The following is a 22,012-nucleotide window of genomic DNA, read 5'->3' on the forward strand; positions in this document are numbered from 1 at the left end:
CCATCTTGTTGTTGTTTTACTGCCACCGGACGGGTCGGAGTAAAGGCAGTTGCGAGCGATAGCAACCTAACACTCCCCCTGCACATCAGCGCTTATACTTTGGTATTGGGTTAGACCAATGGCCTAAGACAGCCACCGTGCGCGGCTCTGCCTTCTAAAGCGACCGGGTCGGCGGTCGATAACACGGCGAGTTTGCAATCACCTGCAAAAGGCATTGTTATCGGCAGATTGCCACCAAGGAGGGGCGACCATGCTTCGACACATCTCTATTGGCCCCCGCCTGGGAGCCTTTTTCGCGATCATCGTGTTATTTCTCGTCGGTTTGGGTGGTTTTGCGCTGAACCAGTTGCGCTATCTGAATGAAGAAATCATCACCATCGACATTCACCGTCTGCCCAGCCTGGAAGCCATCGTTAACATCAACAGCAGCTTTCTGCGGGTTCGAGTCCAGACGGCCAACATGCTGACCTCGGAATCCACTGCCACCATTGAGCGTTACGCCGCCAACGTCGCCGCCGCGCGCGCCGAACTGGAAGACGCCAAGATTGAATTTGAAGGTCTGATGCGCGCGCCGGAAGCCATTGAGCTTTACGGCGAAATGCTGGCGGCTTTCGATGAGTACTGGCCGTTGAACGAACGCCTGCAGGAACTGGCGCTGTCCGGTCGTGAAGAAGCCGCCGAAGCGATTCTGGAAAATGATCTGGCGCCGTTGGCCGCGTCGATCAGCCAGGAAATTGCCGAACTGGTGAGGTTTCAGAAACAACGCATCCGCGATTCCTCAACCACCGCCCAACAAACGTTCGACATGGCGCGCATGATGATTCTGGGTGCCATCGGCGTGGTCATCGTGCTGGTGGTGTTCTGCGCCCTCTGGCTGACCCGCAGTATTGTCGGTCCCATTCGCCAAGCCATTGAGGTGGCGAATGTGGTGGCCGACAACGACCTGACGGGCGACATCCAGGTCATTGGTCGCGACGAAGCCAGCCAGATGCTCAGTGCGTTGCAACGCATGAAGGAAAACCTGCGCACCACCCTGATGAGCATTAACGAATCGTCGGACCAACTGACGTCGGCGTCCGAGCAACTCAGTGCGGTCAGCCGCGAATCCACTCAGGGTTTGCAGAAACAGTCTGAAGAACTGGATCAGGCGGCCACCGCGGTGACCGAAATGACCGCCGCCATCGAAGAGGTTGCCAATAACGCCAACGAAACCGCGCAAGAATCGCAGCAGGCTGAAGAACGGTCTCGTTATGGTTTGGAACAGGTAGGACGCACCGTTACGTCCATCGAAAGCCTGGTGACGGTGATCAAAAGCACCGCCAGCGATATCGAAGATCTGTCGTCTAAAATCGCCGATGTCACCTCGGTGCTCGACGTGATTCGCGGCATTGCCGAACAAACCAACCTGCTCGCCTTGAACGCGGCCATCGAAGCGGCCCGTGCCGGTGAGCATGGCCGCGGTTTTGCGGTCGTTGCCGACGAAGTGCGCAGCCTGGCACAGCGCACGGCCGATTCCACCCATGAAATCGAGCGCATCATCGAAGCGGTAGAAGCCGGCTCCGAGCGCGCCGTTGGCGCCATGAGCACCAGCAACGAAAGCGCTGGCAGCACCTTGCAGACCGGTCGTGAAGCCGGCGATGCCTTGAACGCCATTGCCGCCTTAATCAGCAGCATCAGCAACCACAACACCGCCTCGGCCAGTGCCGCGGAACAACAGGCACAGGTGGCGCGGGAAGTGGATCGCAACCTCATCACCGTTCGTGATCTGGCCACCCAGACCGCCGCCGGTGCCGAACAGGCCAATGCCTCCAGTCAGGAACTGGCGCGACTGGCGGAAGAGCTGAACAAACTGGTCGGCCGCTTTAAGCTCTAAATCGACGGAATGGTTACCGGCAGTGGCCCAACATCCTCGGGTTCGCTGCCAACCGTCGCGAAAACACAATAAAAAGCCGTTACCAAGCAGTAACTGGCCCCGCTCTTGCGTTAATTTTACCCCCATCCACTTGTTTCTCTTATTCCGTAACGTTTTCGCTCGCAGTAAGGGCTTGGAGAAATCGCATGCTGCGTAGAATCAACATTGGATTACGGCTGACGCTGGTGCTGGGTACGACGCTGGTCTTGTTGTTTGGTTTGGGGCTCTACGGCCTGCAACGGCTGAGCAAACTCAACCACGAGATTGCGTTGATCGATGCCCAAAACGTGCCGACCCTGATTGCCGTCAGCAACCTCAACAACGCTTTTATGCAGGTGCGCACTCAGACAGCGAACCTGATGTCCGCGTTAACCTCCACCCAGCGTGAGCTGTTTCGCACCAAACTCGATCAAGCCCGCGAAGATCTGAACCAAGCTAAGGCCAACTACGCCGAGCTGGTGCAAACCGACGCCGCCCAGGCAACGCTGGCAGACATCGAAGCCGACCTGGAAACCTATTGGCAACTGAACGATCGCGTTTGGGAAATGGTCGCCGGCTTCGACAACATCGGTGCCCGCGACATGCTCGATGAAGACGCAGCGCCATTGGCCGCCGCCATCGACGAGCGCATTCACACCATCATTGACGAGCAAAAAACGCGCATCGCCGCCATGGCCGGCCTGGCCGATCGGGATTACCGTCATACCCGTCTGACCACACTGGGCCTACTCGGCGGCATCGCCGTTCTGATACTGCTGTTGTCCTGGCGCCTTACGCGTTCTGTCACTCTGCCTCTGCGTGAAGCGGTGCTGGTCGCCAACCACATCGCCGCCAACGATTTAACCAGCAATATCCACCCGCATGGCCATGACGAAGCCACCGAACTGATGCAGGCTCTGTCACGCATGCAGAGTAACCTGCGCGACACCCTGGCCAGCCTGTCCAGCTCATCAACCCAGCTGAGTAGTGCTTCCGAATCGCTGAGCAACATCACCAACGAAGCCAATGACAGTGCCCAGCGTCAATCCGAAGAAATTGAACAGGCCGCCACCGCGGTCACAGAACTCACCGCGGCCATCGAAGAAGTTGCGGGTAACGCCACCAGCACAGCGGACCAGTCAAAGCAGGCGGACGAACGCACTCGCTTCGGCTTGGGCAAAGTAGACGCCACGCTCAGCGCCATTGAAGAGCTGGTCACCAGTGTGCAAAACAATGCCCAGAGCATGGAAAGCCTGGCGACACGGGTGACCGATGTCGGCTCGGTACTGGAAGTCATCGGTGAAATCGCCGACCAGACCAATCTTTTGGCATTGAATGCGGCCATTGAAGCGGCCCGAGCCGGAGAGCATGGCCGTGGCTTTGCCGTGGTGGCCGAAGAAGTACGAGGTCTGGCACAGCGCACGGCCGATTCCATTGCCGAAATCGAAACCATCATTGAAGCGGTGCAAAGCGGTACCGAGACCGCCGTCGGCGCCATGCGCAGCAACAATGAACAAGCCAGCCTGACGCTGACCAGCGGACGCGAAGCAGCTGACGCCTTGTCGACCATCGCCACCTTGATCAGCGATATCAACGACCGCAACATGGCCTCCGCCAGCGCCGCCGAGCAACAGGCTTCGGTCGCCAAAGAAGTGGATCGTAACCTGGTCACGCTGCGTGATCTGAGCAACGAAACCGCGCAAGGATCCGCGCAAGTCCAGACCTCCAGCGACGACCTCGCACACCTGGCCGCCACCATGAACGACTTGGTGGCGCGATTTAAAGTCTAACCGCCACGGCGTCCTGTCCGTGTTCTAACACGATGATGGCCATTCGCTGCACACGCGAAGAACCATCATCGTCGTCGCCTCCAGACCCAGCTCAAAATTCCACCTTTGCAAAGCAAACCATTAAGACCAAGCGTCCCAACGCAAGAACGTTTAAGAGCGCGTTTTCTGAACCGTTTAACGATCATTGAACGATGCGTTGAAACCCGCATTCCAAAGCCATTTCATGACGCCGAAACGCACAAGACTCACAGCGTAAAACATCCCGTCAGCGGGTAAATAAAACCCATTCAAATTTGCCTGAAAATCGAGCAGTGGTCAGCGTTTGACAGCCATATAAGCAACGTCTAAATAAGCAATAACGGCCAACTAATAAGGCTGATGTTGATTGAATCACTGCCGTTCCGTTTCCCCTGCTCGCTATGGTTTGTGATCTCTTATACGCCCCAGCACAGATGTATTGAACGACGCGATTCGCGGGTCTGTCACTGACCGGCGCGCGCCTTTATTGGCTGTTATTTAACAAGGAGCAGACCCTTATGTCTGTCAGAAAAAAGTTCTCATTAGCGGTCACGCTGATGATCTCTCTGGTCATTGCCATCACTGCCATTTTTACCGTCATTTCGCGCAACCACGAGTTGACTCAAACCGCAGAAAACCAGGCCGCCCAGGCTGGCGGCCGGATGGTACGACTGTTGTCGATCACCGATTCCATCATGATGGATCGTGTGCGCAGCAGCATGGCGGTATTCATCAAACGAGGACAGGCGGTCGGCACGCCACGACTGACCGGTAACACTCAGGTCGGTGAACGTGCTGTGCCGCAACTGTGGTTAGGCACCAACCCACAGGCCAATCGCTATGAACTGGTCGACGAGCTGACGGCCGATATGGGCGGTACCGCAACGCTGTTTGTGTTCGACGGCGAAAACTACGTCCGGGTTTCCACCAACGTTCAGAATCAGGGCAAACGAGCCACTGGCACCATTCTGACTCCTGGCGGCGCGGCATTCCGTGCCATTGAATCCGGCCAGGCGTTTTATGGCCAGGTCGATATTCTCGGTAAACCCTATTTGACCGGCTACGCCCCCATGTTCAACGCCCGCAGTGAGGTGGTTGGTATCTGGTACGTGGGTTATTCCGCCGATATGAGCATCTTGGAAAATGCCATCGCTGAGGCGACAGTGCTGGACAACGGATTTACCGCGCTCATCGATGACAAAGGTCGGTTACGCATGCACTCTGCCAACATCGATACCGCCACCGTAGAGTCGGCCCTGAATGGCAATGACGACCATTGGGACTTTACCGAAACCGCTTTTGATCCCTGGGGCTACAAAGTCGTCTCGGCCTATTCACGCCAAGAATTGAGCAGCATCATTGTGTCGGATTCGTTGCTGATCGCAGGCGCCATCATCGTCATTGGAGCCATTTTGATCGTGGCCATCAACCTGTTGTTGTCGACGGTCGTAACCCGCCCGATGCACCGCATGATTCGTTTGGTGAACGACATCGCCGAAGGTGAAGGTGATCTGACGGCGCGCTTTAATGCCAACAGCCGAGATGAATTCGGCCAGATGGCCCAGGGTTTCGATAAGCTGCTGAGCAAGGTACAGGACACCATCCGCAGTGTCGGCCAGTCATCAACCGAAGTGCTCAATGCGGCCCAAGGCCTGCGCACCGTGGCAGAACAATCCAGCCAGTCGATCAGTCGTCAAACCGCCGATACCGAACAGGTCGCCACCTCGATGCATGAAATGTCGATGACCGCTCAGAATGTCGCCGAAAGCGCGGGTGCCGCAGAAACTGCCGCCCGCTCGGCTGACGCTCAAGCGCACAGTGGTCATGACCTGGTGCAAGAAACCATCCAGATCATCGAACAACAAGCCAAAACCATTGCCGACTGCGCTCAGGCCGTCGTTGAACTCGATCAGCACAGCGACGCCATCAGCGGTGTCCTGGAAGTCATTCACGGCATCGCCGAACAAACCAACTTGTTGGCGCTCAATGCGGCCATCGAAGCCGCCCGCGCCGGTGAACAAGGTCGCGGCTTCGCGGTGGTTGCCGATGAAGTTCGCATGCTCGCCAATCGCACTCAGGATTCCATCGACTCCATTCGCAGTCAGATCGAGCAGCTGCAGAACGGTGCCAAGGCAACGGCGCGCATGATGAGTTCCACCCAGGAGTTGGCCGGTAATCTGTCGACCAAAGCTGAGGAGTCAGGCTCGACCATCAATCAAGTTCGGCAGGCGGTCGGCAGCATCACCGAACGCAACGCTGATATCGCCAGTGCGGCCGAAGAGCAAAGTCGAGTGGCCGAAGACATCAATGCCACCTTAGAGCGCATCCACGGCAACGCTCAGGACACCGCCAACCAGGCCAACCAGACCCGCAGCGCCAGCGAAACCATGATTCGTCTGGCAGAAGGTCTGCAACAGCAATTAGCGCACTATAAGGTGTAAGTGTGAGTACCCTCAGGGACTGAGGGTTATTCTCTTAGGAAGGGTCGACACGCGCTACGTCAGTTTGGCCACTGCCGCGACTAACGTCTCTGGATTAAAGGGTTTCACTAACCAGGCTTTGGCGCCTGCCGCACGGCCGGCCTGCTTCATGTCATCGCCCGACTCTGTGGTTAACATCAAGATCGGGACTGAGCATGACCCGGCTTCTGTTTGATTTCCTTCAGCAATGTAATGCCGTCCATGTTCGGCATATTGACATCGGTAATCACCAACTGGAAAGACGTGCCATCTAACTTTGTTAAGGCATCAGCACCGTCTTTGGCTACTACGACGTTATAGCCTTGGCTTTTAAGCGACACCACCACTTGCCGAATGGATGCCGAATCATCAACTACCAAAATATTTTTTTGACATAAAGTTTTCTAAAAAAACGTCAAGTCTGAAGTATCATCGTTCGATTTATTGCTGCTTTTTTCCGCTTGCAGACCAAGCGTAACCCTTTCCATATCCGTCGTAGCTAACGACTTCATAATCTCCACCAAATCCGGAATGATCGATAAGGGCTCATCGCGTTCTCGAATTGCAGTTGCAGCTACCTGCAATAACTGAGTGAGATGATCCAATGTTTGACTAACGCGGTCTTAAAATTGCAAATGAATGATCAAGTCACTGGCAATCGATTCAATGTCTTTTTGACTCTCGATCAGCGCCTGAACATCCGATTTTACCGATTGCGAATAACGGCTAAGGTCACTCAGTGCTGTATCGATCGCACCTTCACTTTTACGATGTACCTCATCCGATAACCGCTGTGATTCAGCAACGCTGTTCTGCGCCTGATTAATCACTTCGTGAAAACCACCCACCGTTTTACGAATTTCCTCACCGGTCTGTGACGACTCCGATGCGAGCTTTCTCACCTCATCTGCTACAACCGCAAACCCACGACCGGCTTCACCTGCGCGTGCTGACTCGATGGCCGCATTCAATGCCAATAAATTGATTTTCTCGGCGATTTTTCAACAGCCTCAGTCGCCGTCTCTAGTTGCGATAATTCACCGGATAACGCATTGACCTTAAGCTGTGACTCCGCTTCAACCTGCTCTGACTGAGCCAACGTTTCCCACAGTTCATCCATGGAAATCTTTACTTGCTGAGCGAACTGATCAATGTCACCCAACGACTTCAGAATATTGGTATTATCGCTGCGGTTACCGCCCATACTGAGTATGTTGTTCATGTATTGAAAACGCTCGGTTAACACCGACACCGATGATTCCATATCACTGCGTACTTTGATCAGTTGCGTTTCAACTAACGGCAATGTTTGTTGCAGCGCCAACAATACTTTTTCAGAATGCTCTTTGCGTTCTTCACGGCGCTGTTCTCGAAGAATTTCATCGCGGCTAAACTCAATTTGTTGCTGTTGGTATTGCCGATTTCTGCGCATCACCCAAACGTTGGCTGCCACACCCGCCAACAACACCAAAAATAAAAAGCCATTAGGCGTTGCATAAGGCCAGAAAAACCCGCCTAGACCAAAACCTAACAACATGTTGCCCAACGTGCCGATCAGCCAATAGAGCCTAATCTTACTGTTAATAGACGACTTTATTTTTTCCAATACAGGCATCTACCCTGATCCTTGAGTCGACTTTCAAAGAGAAAACCGCTAACCAAAAATGAACGATTTTTGGAGATTGAAATGACGTCGATATCTACTACCATTCCGCAGAAATTGTTTAGGCGTCAGCCATCAATAGACTCCGTCAAACAGTGACAGACCATCGTTGAATGCTAATGATCTGAGAGCCGTCTACGACCTCTGTTCGTATCGACTGTATGTTTTGATCAATGATCAGCACAGCAACAAAAACAATGCTCCGTACTTGCAAAAAAGCTCATATAAACCAGTTGTAAAGAATGCTTTTTCAGGTAAAAAAGCGGCTCAATTTCGACTGATTTTTGACGCAAAATCGCTGTTCGAAACGCGCATTTCATTCCAACAATGATGGTGTTTTAACGAACAGCGAACGAAAACCACCACGCACTTTCTATTCAACCCGCATCGTCGACTGAGGCGCTGACTTACCTGGCTGCAACAGCTTTGCAATACGCCCGCTTTAGGCTGTCATCTTTTTGCATGGAGTCCTTATGCGACGCTTGCTGGTTTCCCTTTTAGCGTTTGGTGCCCTGACAACGGCGCAGGCCGTTGAACTGAAAATCGCCACGCAATATCCGCCTGGCTCACTGGCCGTCACCAGCCTGGCTGCCTTGGCCAACGATCTGTCCGACGCCACCGGTGGCGAGGTCGAACTTAAGCTCTATCCCAGTGGGGTTATGGGCAACGATCCGACTGTGATGCGTAAGATTCGGGTTGGTCAATTGCATGGCGCGCTGGTATCGAGCAGTACACTGGCGTTGCTGGATGTACCCGCCGACGGCATCAGTCAGCCCTTCCAATTCGATTCACTGACGGCTGTAGATGACGCCCGCGTGCAGTTTGATGCCCGCATCAGAGCACAATTGCAGCAAGCAGGCTGGCAAGGCTTCGGGCCTCTCGATGGGGGGTTTGCCTATCTGATGTCGCAACGCCCCGTCGATGGCATGGCGGGTTTACAGTCCAGCAAACTCTGGTTGCCGGATACGCCGACGGTGCGCGACCTAAGCCATCGTGTGGACATCGATTTTGCGGTGCTGGGAGTAGGTGACGTACTGGCAGCGCTCGAAACCGGTGCAATTAATGCCCTCATTGCACCACCAGCGGCCGCCCTAACGTTGAATTGGCACAGCCGTTTGGACTACCTGACCGACCAACCGGTGGTCTATACCTGGGGCATGCTGATCTTGCCCGAACGCGCTCTGACACGGCTAACGGACGATCAGCGCCAGGCGCTGTTCAGTCGCCTTGAGCGCTGGGCCCGTGAACTGGATGCGCAGATGCGCCAGTCCAATGCGTCGGCCCGAACCGCCTTGCTCAGTCTGCTCACGCCCGTTTCCTTCGCGCCAACTGACTTACGCGACTTACGCCAGCAGCTGCCAATGCCATGATGCCGGAAACAGGTGTCGTTTCTGTCCGCTCAACTCGAACCGCTTGGTGTTAAAAGCCCAACCACGGTGGTTGGGTAACGCTTGGTAACACCCGGGTGTGAGCTTGTGTAACAGCCTGACTTTCATAAAAAAAGGCGCCCTTAGGCGCCTTTTTACGGTCTGAACGACCGATCAGAACAGTTCCAGATCCAAGTCATCCAGATCTTTGCGCAAGCGGTTTTGCTCCAGATGATCTTCAATCGCGCGACGCGCCGCCAATCGACGATGATTGGTGGAACGCTTATTTTCGCTGGTATCCGCCGGCTTGTGCAGTTGATTGTCTTCGATATTAGCCAGTTCCAAATCAAACAGATTCACAGACATGAGATCAGCTCCTTTAAATGGCGACTGCCGTTTCTTGTTCTTTTTTGGTTTATCGACGCCAGGCTCCTGCCTGGTGCCTGACTGGAAAAACGCATTTTAGACCGCCGCTGTGGCAAAACTGTGAACGCCTAAGACCGTTCACGTTCGCTGCAACGACGACCGGATGACAAAATATAAGCAGGATATGTGCCCATGCGAGAAAGGTTCTCAGCCAGAGTACCCATGTGCGTGGGCATCCCGGGTGGATTGGCGCGATTCAATGCACCCGATCGGTGTTGTCGAACACCTGAGGCAAGTTGGCGTGGCGAATGAGGGTAAACATCTCATCGGCGGGCAAGGGGCGGCTGATCAAATAGCCCTGAGCGTGGCCACAGCCCAGACGTTTTAAATAGTTCAGTTGCTCCCGGCTTTCCACGCCTTCGGCCACAACGCCCATTTTCAGGCTGTCGGCCATCGCCATGATGGCTTCGATCACCGGGCTGCTTTCACCCTGACGCCACTCCTGGATAAAGGAGCGGTCGATTTTCAACGTCTGAATCGGGAATCGCTTCAGGTAATTGAGCGAGGTATAGCCCGTACCGAAATCATCCAGCGTTAAGCCCACGCCCAGGGTGCGCAGCTGATTCAGAAAATCCTGAGCGTGATTGGCGTCTTCCATCAGCATGGATTCGGTCACTTCCAGTTCCAGATAACGCGCTTCTAGGCTGGCTTGTTTGAGCGCATTGGCGACGCGATCATAAAGATCTTCGCGGTACACCTGACTGGCGGAGAGGTTCACTGACACGGTGATGTCACCGAGGCCTTGTCGCTGCCAGCGGGCCGCATCCACACAAGCCCGTTGCAGCACCGCATCGCTGATCTGACCAATCAGACCGGCATCAATGGCCAGAGGAATAAAGTCTTCCGGATCAATCGGGCCGCGCTTGGGATGCTGCCAACGCACCAAGGCTTCGACCGAATCGATCATGCCGGTTTTCAGGTTGAGCTTGGGTTGGTAATCGACTCGGAGTTGGTCACTGGTTGCCGCCTTGCTCAGTTCTTCCACCAGCTTACGCCGCTCAGCGGGCCGGTCGCTTAACGCCTGCCGGTAGAACAAGAGCGTGTTGCCGCCGCGCTGGCGTGCCTGCCCCATTGCCGTGATCGCTTGGTTAAGCAGCTGATGCAAATTGTCACGATGCACCAGACAGACGCCGAGGCTGGCGGTAATGATCAGCTCGTGCTCTTCAATCAGACTGGGCCGACTGACTTCTTCGAGCGCCATCAGCAACGCAGAATCGAGCGCCTGACGATCACCGCCGTAATCCAACAACAAGGCAAATTCATCGCCACCCAGACGAGCCACCGAGCGAACCGGATCCTGAAGATTGTTCAGACGCGCAGAGACATCGCGCAACAGCTGGTCACCGATGTCCTGACCCAGGCTTTCGTTAATGGCCTTAAAACGATCCAGGTTCAGTACCGCCACCGCGTACTGATTCGACATCAGCGGTTCATGACTTTCAAACTGCTTGAGCAGCTGGTGGAAGTAGGCGCGATTGAACAGGCCGGTCAGCTTGTCATAGTTATTCAGGTAATCGAGTTCCAGCGCCGTGTGTTGTTGCTCGGTCAGATCGCGGACAATGCCCAGATAATGGCTGGTGCGACCTTCTGTACTGCGAATGGCTGTTAAGGTCAGGCGCATCGGAAAGCGATGATGACCATCGCGCAAGGCCACAATTTCACCCTGCCAGCGACCGTTATTGGTCATGCCTTGAGCAATACGATTGCGTTGTTCAGTGCGAATCACATCGAACAAACCATGGCCGACCAACTGGCTCTTCTGGCGGCCCAAGACCTGACTGAACACTCGGTTACAGGTGCGCAGACGCTGATCGCTGTCGAGAATAAACACGCCATCCGGGCTGTTATTGAACAAGGAAGACGACAGCCGCAACTCTTCTTGCAAGCGCATGTCTTTGGAGATATCACGGCGCGTACCCACCATTCGTTGAGGCCGGCCCTGATCATCACGCGAGATAACGCGGCCGCTGTCTTCCAGCCAGATCGGCCGGTCGGCATCGGGGCGGTGCAATCGATAGCGCGCGTGATAAAAACGCGTGCGACCTTTGAGATGAGCGCGCAACGCCCGCCGCACCAAGGCGCGATCCGCGGCGTCGACCCAGGATTCCAGGTCGATGTAATCCACCGCATCGGTCACCTGACCAAAAAACCGCTGCTGATCGGAGTGATACACACGTCGGCCGCTGATGTCCCAGTCCCAGAAACCGATACCGCTGGCGGCCATCGCCATGTTCATCTGCTCTTCGCTTTTCAGCAGCGTCTGGTTGACCTGCTGGCGCAAACTCACTTCATCGTTCAGACGTTGGTTGATCGCTTCCAACTCAGCCGTGCGGCGGCCGACAATGCTCTCCAACTGATCGCGATGACGCGAAAGCTGCGTGGTCAAGCGCCGGCGGTCAATCAAACTTTCCAGGTTACGATACGCCATGTTACTGGCCTGCCAAGACGCCAGCAGAATCAGCATCATTAAGGGTAAATGCAGTTCGAATAAGGTTTTTTGCGACAATCCTGGATCGGACAGAGCCGGGATCAACAGCACGGGCAGGCACGCCATCAACTGGCTGCGCCACTGTGGAATCAGCGCAATACAGGCCAACACAGCATAAGCAATGCCCAGTGTATGGCACAGGCCACCCATGCTCGCCTGAACGCCCCAATAAATGCCATGAGCACCGGCAAGCGTCGCAATCCAGACATCGGGCCGCCAGCCAGGGCGCATTTTTAAATGCTGACCGCCCCAATAAGAGAACGCCACGCCACCCAGCGTTAACGTCGTTATCAATGGCAGTTCATAGTTGGAGAACAGCGTCTGGCGCATCCACAGACAGACAATCGCCAGCAGCAGGGAACTGACCCAGAGCAGCAAGCTGTAGCGCAACAACAATGTTTGGCGCAAAAACCGCAGCGTGTCTTGGGGCTGGTGCATGAATACTTCGCCAGGGACCGGGAGGGTGCCGAATTGAGAATGACCATCATCAGTATAGTGCACATTCTCGGGATTACCGGCCAAAGGCGGCTTCGTGCCCGGTTTTTTTGTATTTTTAAATGAACGCCCGGTCAGCGGTGAAAAGGAACGCCGTTTCATCATCGTTCCACCTCCGCAACCTCGACACTCACCCCGCAACGGCGGCTCCAGATCAACTTGTTCATAGCCTTTCATAGCTCTGTATCACCCAGAGGCCGCTAGGCTAATCCTCTATCGTTTGAATATTCGTTTGAATCTACGTGGTATTTTGCGGTGGCCAGTGGCCATTTGACTCGATTTTTAGTCATCCACCTTCTACAGCCAGCCATCGCTTCTGGTACACTGCTTCACCTGTTTTTATGTACAGCTGTTTGCCGATGGATCTGAACACCTTGCTCGACCAACTGAATCCCGAACAACGCCAGGCCGTGGAAAGCGACGCCCAGCATTTGCTGGTGCTCGCCGGTGCGGGCAGTGGTAAGACACGGGTGCTGACCCATCGCATTGCCTGGCTGATTGCCGCCGGGCTCGCGTCGCCTTATTCCGTCCTGTCGGTCACCTTCACCAACAAAGCGGCGCGCGAAATGCGTGGCCGAGTCGAAGAGTTACTCGAAGCGCCGAGCACCGGTTTGTGGTTGGGTACCTTTCACGGTTTGGCGCATCGGCTATTGAAAGCCCACACCGTCGATGCCGGGCTGCCAGAAAACTTTCAGGTGATGGACAGCGACGACCAGCTGCGACTGGTGAAACGGGTGATGACCGAGCTGGGCATTCCCGACGACCGCGTACCGCCCAAGCAGGCTCAGGGTTATATCAACCGTCAAAAAGACGAAGGCATTCGCGCCCGCTATACCCAAAGCAGCGGCGACTGGTTCGGCGATACGCTGGTACAAATCTACGGCGCCTATGAAGAGTTATGCGAACGCTCCGGCCTGGTCGACTTCGGCGAACTGCTGCTGCGCGCTCATGAGTTGTGGCTGAACCAACCACACATTCTGGCGCACTACCAACAACGCTTTACTCATTTGTTGGTGGACGAATTTCAGGACATCAACACCATTCAGTACGCCTGGCTGCGCGTTTTGGCTGGCGAGCGCTTAAGCCTCACCATCGTCGGCGACGACGATCAGTCCATTTACGGCTGGCGTGGCGCTCGCGTCGAAACCATTCAAACCTTCGAGCACGACTTTCCCGGCACGCACATTGTGCGGCTGGAGCAAAACTACCGCTCCACCTCGACCATTCTCGATGCTGCCAACGCCGTTATCGCCCGCAACCCGGCTCGCCTGGGTAAAAGCCTCTGGACCGACGGCGACAAAGGCGACCCGATTCGACTCTATGCCGCCTTTAATGAGCAAGACGAAGCGCGTTATGTGGCCGACGAAATCAGTAGGCTGATCGACGGCGGCACCAATGCCAATGACATCGCCATGCTCTATCGCTCCAATGCCCAAAGCCGGGTGTTGGAAGAAGCGCTGATTCACAGTCAAATTCCCTACCGCATTTACGGCGGCCAACGTTTCTACGAACGGTTGGAAATTCGCAACAGCATTGCCTACCTGCGCATGGTGCTGAACCGTCAGGACGACGCCGCCTTCGAACGCATTCACAACGTGCCGACGCGCGGTATCGGCGGTAAAACGGTCGAAGCCATTCGCATCATCGCGCGCGACCAAGGCTGTTCTTTATGGGAAGCCAGCGCCAACGCCATTGAAAACAAAGTGCTGCCCACCCGCGCGGCCAATGCCCTAAGTGATTTCATGTTGCTGATCGCCGATCTCGAAGCGCTGATCAGCGAGCAAGACGAACTGGGCAAGATGGTCGAGAAAATCAACGACGCCTCTGGCCTGATCGAACATCACGAAAAAGAAAAAGGCGAAAAGGGCCGGGCGCGCATCGAAAACCTGCAGGAACTGGTCACCGCTGCCCAAAGTTTTGCCGGTGATGATGACGCCGAGACACCCATACAACTACTGGCGCAATTTTTAGGCGAAGCCTCGCTGGATGCCGGTGACCGCCAGGCCGATGAATTCGAAGACAGCGTAAACTTAATGACGCTGCACTCAGCCAAAGGTCTGGAATTCGAGCAGGTCTTTCTGGTCGGTATGGAAGAAGGCTTATTCCCGCATAAGATGTCGATGGACGACGCCAGCGGTTTGCAGGAAGAACGCCGTCTGGCGTATGTCGGTATCACCCGCGCGCGCAAAAACCTGACCCTGACTTACGCCGAAAGCCGACGCCTGTATGGCTCAGAACAATTCAATTCGGTATCGCGTTTTATCAAAGAAATTCCCGCGGAACTGATGAACGAAGTACGACTGCGTTCATCGGTATCACGACCGGTCAGTTTTGGTTTGCAGGAAGATATGGCGATGGACGCCGGTGGCTTCAGTTTGGGCCAGCGCGTACTGCACCCGATGTTTGGTGAAGGTACCTTGATCAACGCTGAAGGTGGTGGTGCCCAGGCGCGCGTGCAAGTTGCCTTTGATGACGGCAGCGAGCGCTGGCTGATGATGCAGTATGCGAAGTTAGAGGTGATTTAATGTTGTTTTTATCGACTGGAAAAAACTGAATGCGCGCTTCCCTTCGTGAAAAAATTATCCAGGTTTGCGACCAGAAAATCGCCACCAAAGGCGATAACGTTGGGTTGTCGTTTTATGCATTCTTTGCCAACAAAAATAACGACCCCAACTTACTGATGGAAGCAGCCACCTGGTGGATCAAGACGCACGAGCTGGACCATTTTGAAAAGGCGGTGAAGATTAAAAAGATGATATTGGCAGATAACTGAAGCCTGCCTCCCTCCGCACTGAATTACTCACCTTCCGAGTAATAAGCTTCATAGATGTCTTTTAGTAACTTGCCTTTGTATTTCAATCTCGGTGAGGGCTGGATGTTATAGTAGCCAAGTTGCTGCATTAACTCAGAAATAGGCTTGGCATCTGAACGCCTGGCTTCACGAATTACTGCCGACATCCATGTAGTCTCCCTTAGCAATTACACTTAGCCATCAACATCAGTTTTCGAGATTCAACTGCATTTCCATCAAAGTAGGAGCAAAGCCCAGCTTTTCATAAGCCCGAATGGCCGACGCATTCTGCGAATAAACATCGAGATAAAAAGCACTGACGTCCTGATCTTTGCCCCAATCGATCAGTCGCTGCATGATCTGTTTATTCAAACCTTGGCCGCGATAATTTTCAGCAACAAACATAAATCCGAGGTAACCGTGCTGATCATGATTCAGCGCGGCTTTGGATCGGCGAACCTGCACATAACCCGAAGCAATGACCTCACCGTCCGCTTCAGCCACCAGCAGCTGGGTCTGTACATCTTCAATTAAATGATCGAGGTCGTAGTAGTAAGCGCCAACTGGTTTCAGCGACGCATTAAAAGGACGTTCGGCTTCAATCAGCGATTGCTCTAACTTAAGCAAAGCGGTTTTGTCATCGTGCAATGCTTCTCTGAAAATAACATCGCTCAAGCCAGGTACCTCGTTTTCAAATGGTCGATAAAGTAGTGTGAATTCAGGGTTTCACCACTGGCATTTTTCAACAAGTCGTCATAACTCCAAAAACGACCTTGCGACCAGACGTTTTGCTCCAGCCAATTAAAGATGGGCTGCAACTGCCAGTGACTGATGCCATCGGCAGCACTCGGGACCTGCTTGATCATCGCCTGGTGTAATTGCGCCGCGTTCATCGCGCCCAGGGTGTAGGACGGGAAATAACCCACCGCGCCCATGGTCCAGTGGATGTCCTGCATCGGGCCGTCTTTGTAGTTACCGCGCGTATCCAGGCCCAGGTATTTATCCATGGCGATGTTCCAGCGCTCGGGAATGTCACTAACGCTGGCGTTGCCCAATATGAGGTCGCGTTCGAGTTCGTAACGCAGAATCACGTGCATGGGGTAGGTCACTTCATCGGCATTCACGCGAATCAGACCTGGGTTAACCTGGCTGTACAGCGCATGCAGGTTATCGGGCTCAAAAGCCGGATCGACACCGAGGTGTTTGCGCAACAGCGGTGACAGGGCTTCGATAAAGGGACGTGAACGACCCAGCTGCATTTCAAAGAACAGACTCTGGCTTTCGTGCACGCCCATGCCCATCGCCTGACCCACAGGTTGGCTGAGCCAGTCTTTGGGGCGACCCATTTCATAACGGGCGTGACCGGTTTCGTGGATCACACCCATCAGACCTTCAATGACATTATTTTCGTCGTAACGCGTCGTGATTCGGGCATCTTCCGGCACACCTCCGCTGAACGGGTGGGCGGTTTGATCAAGGCGACCCGCGTTAAAATCGAAACCGAGTTTGTCCATCAGGTCACGTGCCAGTGCATCCTGTTTTTCGATAGCGAACGGCCCGGTTGGCAACATGGGTTTGGGTTGGCTGTTCTGTCGTTCGAGGATGTTTTGCAGCAAGCCCGGTAAGGTGGCTTTGAGTTCGTCGAACACCGGGTCGATCCGCGCCATCCGCGTGCCCGGGTCGTACAGATCGATCAAGGCGTCATAGTCGTTGGCGTAGCCGCGCTCGTCGGCCAGCGCCGCCTTTAAGGCCTGAGCAGATTCTTTGGCCAGATCAAACACCTTTTGCAGCATCGGCTCAAAATCGGTCCAGTTGTTTTCCGGGCGCAATGTGCGCCAGGCGTGTTCACATTCGTTGCTGGCTAACGCCTGTGCTTCTACCAGTTCTTTCGGCACCGCTAAGGCCTGTTTCCACTGCACGGTCATCTCGCGCAAATTGGCGCGCTGCCAATCGTTTAATTCCGCTTCGTTTTCAGCCGCGCTGAACGCATCGGCCAGGCTTGGGTCCTGCAGAATTTCGGTGCTCATCACACTTAATTCGGCCATGGCCTTACCCCGTGCCGAGTTACCACCGGGCGGCATCATCACCGCTTGATCCCAACCCAGCATGGCCTGGGCATGTTCCAATTGAGCGAGACGATGAAAGGTTTTTACGAGGGTGGTGTAGGACATGATGACGGACCGGTTGCGGTGGAGTGGTTAAGTCTAACAAGAGGCAAGGGTTAGAGGGAGACGCTTGACGGGAGATGCCAAACCCCATTGACTGCCAATCGTGCTCTGCTTCCGCTAACCTGCGTCTTCCGTCTCCCGTTCAGCGTCTCCCGGAACACAATGTCCACCATCCAAAGCTTTGCACCCATCGAACCGACCCAGGCAAAAGTCCTCGTCCTCGGCTCCATGCCCGGAAAAGCGTCGTTACGAGCGCAACAGTATTACGCGCACCCACGCAATGCGTTTTGGCCCATTTGGGCGCGGTTGCTGGGATTCGATGCCGCCGCATCGTACGCACAAAAAGTGGCGCACATAGCAGCCAGCGGCGTTGGCGTGTGGGACGTTTTGGCCGCCTGTACGCGCACCTCGAGCCTGGATTCCGACATCGTTGAATCCTCCATTGTGCCCAACGACTTTGCCGGATGGTTTGAACGCCAGCCACAAACTAGGGCGGTTTTTTGTAACGGCGCCAAAGCGTTCGACAGCTATCGCAAGTACGTCATTCCTGCCCTGGCGCCGGATTTCGCGGCCTTACCACTCATTCGACTGCCATCCACCAGTCCGGCGCACGCCCGTTTAACGCTGGATGAAAAATTTGCCGATTGGTCGGTGGTAAAACTTTATTTGTTCGGCTAATTGGCCCTGGCGCCGCATTCCTTTATTGTAAGCGATTGTTTCGCACCCCGGGCCCACGGATATGCGCTTGGAAAGGACGGTTCGATCTCTGTTTCACCTTGGGATAGGTGGTTTGCTGCTGGTCAGTCAGGCGTTTGGCTATGACTTGGTCATTGGCCGTGATGCCCACAGCGTGCGCTACACCCAGACCGATCTGCTGGCGCTCGACGACACCATCCTCGAAACCGAAACCCCCTGGACCGATGGTCTGTTGCAGTTTGAAGGCGCCCATCTGGCGACCGTGCTGGACGATGCCGATATCAGAGCCGAGCAATTGCTCGCCAGCGCACTGAACGGGTATTCCGTCGTCATTTCTGTAGCGACCGCGATCGAAGAAGGCGCTTTTATCGCGGTTCAGATGGACGGCCGACCCATGCGAGTTCGCGACAAAGGCCCCTTTTGGCTGGTGTTCCCCTGGTCCGACAAACCCGAATTACTCAACCGTGAAGTGCGCTCCTGGTCCATCTGGCAACTGCAACGTCTGGAACCGGTGGAGTAGTGGCGATGATGAAACGCTATGGATTTCTCGTGCTCTGGGCACTGGCGTTTCTGGTACTGCTGATCTGGCTGTGCGCTTTAGTGGTGAACATTTCTCAGGAAATTGATCGCTTCGATGAGCAATTACGCGACGAAAGACCCTGGCATATTTCCCGCCTGCAAGTAGAGATGGAACGCATGGGCGGTTCGTTGGATTTATACCTTGCCGCACCCAACGACGAACACCGTCAACGCGCCTTACTGAATACCGAGATCTTCTGGAGCCGCGCCGCCTTATTGAACGAAGGCAGCACCGGCGAATACACCAATCGGGTTGATCCTGAGCTCTACCAAAAAGTCGCCACCATCATGGCGTATTTGGAAGCGCATCAGGATGAGGTGTATCGAATGTCGCTGGCCGACGCTCAAATGCTCGATAGCCAGTTGGCGCAGTGGATTGATAACTTCCAGTTTGGCGTTTTCCGTCTTTATGAAAGTGGTTATATCCGCGCAGTACAACGCAGCGATAACGTCCAGGCCACTTATTACCAGATTCGCGATGTGTTGATTCTGCTGGGCACGCTCGGCACCTTGGCGATGCTGGCCATGTTAATTGCGTTGTTGCGTACGCGTCGCCTGCGCATGGCGGCAGAGCGATCGCGCCAAGCACAGTCCAACTTCCTGGCGCGTATGAGCCATGAAATACGGACACCGCTGAACGGCATCATCGGCACCATTCAGTTGCTGGAACAGGCGCACGATAAAGCCGAATACGACAACCTGATCGACACACTGCATCAATCGTCTGACGCACTACTGGCGCAAATTAATGACGTATTGGATTACAGCCGCCTGGAATCAGGCCAGCATCAAGTCGATATAACTCGCTTCGATCTGATCGAACTGGTGACTCATTCGATTGCGGTTTTTATGGCGCAGGCACAAACCAAAAATCTGGCGCTGAGTTTTCAGCACGCCCAACCGGACCATCTGTGGGTGCACGGTGACGATGCCAAGATCCGTCAGATTTTGCTCAACCTGGTGGGCAACGCCATCAAGTTTACGGACCGCGGTCGCATCCGCGTTGTGTTATCCGTAGAAGAGCCCGACGACGGTCAGCTCTGGGTACGATTGTCGGTCAACGACAGCGGCATTGGCATTCCGCCAGACCAGCGTCACCGTCTGTTCAAACCTTTTAACCAGGCCAGTGGCCCCGAACAACGCCACGCCGGCGGCACCGGATTGGGGCTTGCCATCTGCCGACAGTTAGCGGAGTTAATGGGCGGCAGCATGGAACTGGAAAGCCAGGTCGGCCGAGGCAGCGAATTCACCCTGTGCCTGCCATTGGAACGCGCACCGGTCACCGTTAAGACCGAGCCTGTGCCTGTGGTGAAAAACCCCGCTGATCACGCCTTGAGTGGTCGTGTGCTGGTGGCCGAAGACAACGCCATCAACCAGGTTATCGCTCGGCGTATGCTGGAAAAACTGGGTGTCCAGTCGGACATTGCCAATAACGGTCGCCAGGCGCTTGAGATGGTTCAACAGACACCCTACGACCTGATCTTAATGGACGTACAGATGCCGGAACTGGATGGGCTAGAAGTGGCTCGGCAGCTACAGCGAGACGGCATTGAAATTCCCATCATTGCTTTGACCGCCAACGCGACACTGGATTCGCGTCAGGACTGTTTGAACGCCGGCATGGTCGACTTCCTGTCCAAACCTTACCGGCTGCGTAACCTCGAAAACGTGGTATCACCTTACCTGAAAGACGCTACCATCAGCGCCGATCCAGCCGTTGACGAAACGTCTCCATAATGGCGTCGTACAACCCATCACCCGCCCAGGCATCTTCCACGCCGCTGTCGATGGATGGGTTGTCGTTTACTTCGATGATGTAAACGTCGTCGCCTTTCTGTTTTAAATCGACGCCATACAAACCATCACCAAAGGCACTGGCCACATCCAGCGCGGCCTTTAATACCGCGCGCGGTACTTCATGCGTCGGCAACGTTTCAAAGCCACCGCTTTGCTGACTGGGCTTGGCCGCGTGGTTATAAATTTGCCAGTGACCCTTGGCCATAAAATAGCGGCACGCATAAATAGCGCGACCACCGAGCACACCGATGCGCCAGTCGTAGTCGGTCGGCACGTAAGCCTGAGCCAGAATGATGGCGCTTTGCGATAACAAATCGGCGGCGGTTTGCTTTAAACCGTCGGCATCGTTCACCTTGATCACACCGCGAGAAAACGACCCATCGGGAATCTTTAACACCATGGGATAACCCAGATCTGCCTCCAGCTCACCCAAGACGTTGCCATTCACTTGGCTGATCGCACGGCTCGCCGGTGCCGGCAAACGCCGGTTATGAATCAGGTCCGACAAATAAATCTTATTGGTGCAGCGCAAAATCGAATCCGGATCATCCATCACCACCATGCCTTCATGCGCCGCTTTGCGTGAAAAACGATACGTATGATGATTGACGTTGGTGGTTTCGCGAATAAACAGCGCATCGTATTCGGCCAAACGGAAATAATCGCTCGGCTGGATAAAATCGACTTCCATGCCCTGGCGTTTGGCCGCTCGCTCAAATTTACGCAACGCGGCTTTATCGCTCGGTGGCAGCGCTTCGTCTTTGTTGACTAAGATCGCCAGATCGTAACGGTAATTGCGTTTGGCTCTGGGTGCGCGCCAGATCTTCTTGGAAAACCGTTCCAGGCTGTCGGCGAAAAATCCCTCTTCATCTTCACCCAGTTTATTCAGGCCCACCGCTCGTACCGACGCCAATTGCCAGTCACTTTTTTTGTGAAAGCGCACTTCCAGAATGGGCAACGGAAACCGCTCAAACAACTGCCGCGAGACATCGGCTAACGCTTCTTGCTGCGTTTCGCCAAAATAGATGCGCCAATTGAGTTTGGTGGCATCACCGGCAACCTTATCCAGCGCCTTGTTGATGGCCTGATCAAAGACACCGTACACCGCCGGTTGTGACAAGTCGGTCAGCGCCTTCACCGAGGGAATCACTTTATGGCCGCGCGCTTCCGCCAGCAGCGAAACGTAGTAACCCCGGCTCATGTATTTGTACGACCGACACAGGTTAATCACCCGTTGGGGTTCCAGGTCGGCACCGTCCAGATAGGCCTGGGCAGAACGCAAATCTTCAGTGGGGTGATAGGCCTTCCAGTCGGCAGTCTGGTCGACGATGATGCTCAGTCGCGTCACGCGAAAAATCCTTTGTGTAAGACCCGAAACGGGCGA

General features: G+C 54.7%; 18 protein-coding genes. 9 read left to right on the plus strand and 9 right to left on the minus strand.

What is annotated here, in order from left to right; genetic code table 11:
- Positions 1-250 precede the first annotated feature (250 nt).
- From BGP77_RS04365 to BGP77_RS04375, 3 genes are all read left to right on the plus strand, one after another.
- Complete coding sequence (locus BGP77_RS04365; protein WP_108163507.1) at positions 251-1,873, plus strand: methyl-accepting chemotaxis protein; 1,623 nt, start codon at positions 251-253, stop codon at positions 1,871-1,873.
- Between the two features lie 185 nt (positions 1,874-2,058).
- On the plus strand, positions 2,059-3,681 hold the full coding sequence (locus tag BGP77_RS04370) for a methyl-accepting chemotaxis protein (RefSeq protein ID WP_108163508.1): 1,623 nt from the start codon (positions 2,059-2,061) through the stop codon (positions 3,679-3,681).
- 536 nt (positions 3,682-4,217) lie between these two features.
- On the plus strand, positions 4,218-6,140 hold the full coding sequence (locus BGP77_RS04375; RefSeq protein WP_108163509.1) for a methyl-accepting chemotaxis protein: 1,923 nt from the start codon (positions 4,218-4,220) through the stop codon (positions 6,138-6,140).
- Between the two features lie 176 nt (positions 6,141-6,316).
- Here the strand turns inward: BGP77_RS04375 and BGP77_RS18370 are convergent, their stop codons facing one another.
- The 3 genes from BGP77_RS18370 to BGP77_RS04390 form a co-directional block, all read right to left on the minus strand.
- Positions 6,317-6,538, minus strand: coding sequence for a response regulator (locus BGP77_RS18370; protein ID WP_370446824.1), 222 nt, complete (start codon positions 6,536-6,538; stop codon positions 6,317-6,319).
- A 243-nt stretch (positions 6,539-6,781) separates the two neighbouring features.
- Positions 6,782-7,135 carry a methyl-accepting chemotaxis protein gene (locus tag BGP77_RS04385; protein ID WP_370446825.1) on the minus strand — a complete coding sequence of 118 codons (354 nt, stop codon included), beginning with the start codon at positions 7,133-7,135 and terminating at the stop codon, positions 6,782-6,784.
- Positions 7,126-7,773, minus strand: coding sequence for a hypothetical protein (locus BGP77_RS04390; protein WP_108163511.1), 648 nt, complete (start codon positions 7,771-7,773; stop codon positions 7,126-7,128). Before BGP77_RS04390 ends, BGP77_RS04385 begins: the two co-directional genes overlap by 10 nt.
- 521 nt (positions 7,774-8,294) lie before the next feature.
- Here BGP77_RS04390 and dctP point away from each other — a divergent pair.
- Entirely contained in the window at positions 8,295-9,191 is an 897-nt protein-coding gene (gene dctP / locus BGP77_RS04395; RefSeq protein ID WP_108163512.1) for a TRAP transporter substrate-binding protein DctP, read from the plus strand.
- 171 nt (positions 9,192-9,362) lie between these two features.
- Here the strand turns inward: dctP and BGP77_RS04400 are convergent, their stop codons facing one another.
- Together BGP77_RS04400 and BGP77_RS04405 are read right to left on the minus strand one after the other, a co-directional pair.
- On the minus strand, positions 9,363-9,554 hold the full coding sequence (locus BGP77_RS04400; protein ID WP_108163513.1) for a PA3496 family putative envelope integrity protein: 192 nt from the start codon (positions 9,552-9,554) through the stop codon (positions 9,363-9,365).
- A 256-nt stretch (positions 9,555-9,810) separates the two neighbouring features.
- Positions 9,811-12,540, minus strand: a complete 2,730-nt coding sequence (locus BGP77_RS04405; RefSeq protein ID WP_158269268.1) for a bifunctional diguanylate cyclase/phosphodiesterase — start codon at positions 12,538-12,540, stop codon at positions 9,811-9,813.
- Between the two features lie 416 nt (positions 12,541-12,956).
- Here BGP77_RS04405 and uvrD point away from each other — a divergent pair, with 416 nt between their 5' ends.
- Positions 12,957-15,122 carry a DNA helicase II gene (gene uvrD / locus BGP77_RS04410; protein ID WP_108163515.1) on the plus strand — a complete coding sequence of 722 codons (2,166 nt, stop codon included), beginning with the start codon at positions 12,957-12,959 and terminating at the stop codon, positions 15,120-15,122.
- A 29-nt stretch (positions 15,123-15,151) separates the two neighbouring features.
- Entirely contained in the window at positions 15,152-15,370 is a 219-nt protein-coding gene (locus BGP77_RS04415) for a DUF6500 family protein (RefSeq protein WP_108163516.1), read from the plus strand.
- A 23-nt stretch (positions 15,371-15,393) separates the two neighbouring features.
- Here the strand turns inward: BGP77_RS04415 and BGP77_RS18030 are convergent, their stop codons facing one another.
- Genes BGP77_RS18030 through BGP77_RS04425 form a run of 3 tightly spaced genes read right to left on the minus strand, consistent with a single transcriptional unit; the run spans position 15,394 to position 17,559 of the window.
- Positions 15,394-15,555, minus strand: coding sequence for a hypothetical protein (locus BGP77_RS18030; RefSeq protein WP_158269269.1), 162 nt, complete (start codon positions 15,553-15,555; stop codon positions 15,394-15,396).
- Positions 15,556-15,595: 40 nt separating this feature from the next.
- The gene (locus tag BGP77_RS04420; protein WP_199224195.1) at positions 15,596-16,063 is read right to left on the minus strand and encodes a GNAT family N-acetyltransferase; all 468 of its coding nucleotides are present in this window, start codon (positions 16,061-16,063) and stop codon (positions 15,596-15,598) included.
- Positions 16,060-17,559 (minus strand): carboxypeptidase M32, encoded by a 1,500-nt coding sequence (locus tag BGP77_RS04425; RefSeq protein ID WP_108163517.1) that lies wholly within the window; start codon positions 17,557-17,559, stop codon positions 16,060-16,062. Before BGP77_RS04425 ends, BGP77_RS04420 begins: the two co-directional genes overlap by 4 nt.
- 159 nt (positions 17,560-17,718) lie before the next feature.
- Here BGP77_RS04425 and BGP77_RS04430 point away from each other — a divergent pair, with 159 nt between their 5' ends.
- The 3 genes from BGP77_RS04430 to BGP77_RS04440 all read left to right on the plus strand — a co-directional run bounded on the left by BGP77_RS04430 (position 17,719) and on the right by BGP77_RS04440 (position 20,568).
- Positions 17,719-18,234, plus strand: coding sequence for a DNA-deoxyinosine glycosylase (locus BGP77_RS04430; protein WP_108163518.1), 516 nt, complete (start codon positions 17,719-17,721; stop codon positions 18,232-18,234).
- 112 nt (positions 18,235-18,346) lie between these two features.
- Positions 18,347-18,772, plus strand: a complete 426-nt coding sequence (locus BGP77_RS04435; RefSeq protein WP_158269270.1) for a molybdopterin-dependent oxidoreductase — start codon at positions 18,347-18,349, stop codon at positions 18,770-18,772.
- 5 nt (positions 18,773-18,777) lie between these two features.
- Positions 18,778-20,568 carry an ATP-binding protein gene (locus BGP77_RS04440; protein WP_108163520.1) on the plus strand — a complete coding sequence of 597 codons (1,791 nt, stop codon included), beginning with the start codon at positions 18,778-18,780 and terminating at the stop codon, positions 20,566-20,568.
- Here BGP77_RS04440 and BGP77_RS04445 read toward each other — a convergent pair.
- A complete protein-coding gene (locus BGP77_RS04445; RefSeq protein WP_108163521.1) occupies positions 20,531-21,976 on the minus strand; it encodes a RimK family protein in 1,446 nt (481 codons plus the stop codon). The two genes, BGP77_RS04440 and BGP77_RS04445, sit on opposite strands and share 38 nt — an antisense overlap.
- Positions 21,977-22,012: the final 36 nt, after the last annotated feature.

The organism is Saccharospirillum sp. MSK14-1, from assembly GCF_003054965.1.
GTDB lineage: Bacteria > Pseudomonadota > Gammaproteobacteria > Pseudomonadales > Natronospirillaceae > Saccharospirillum.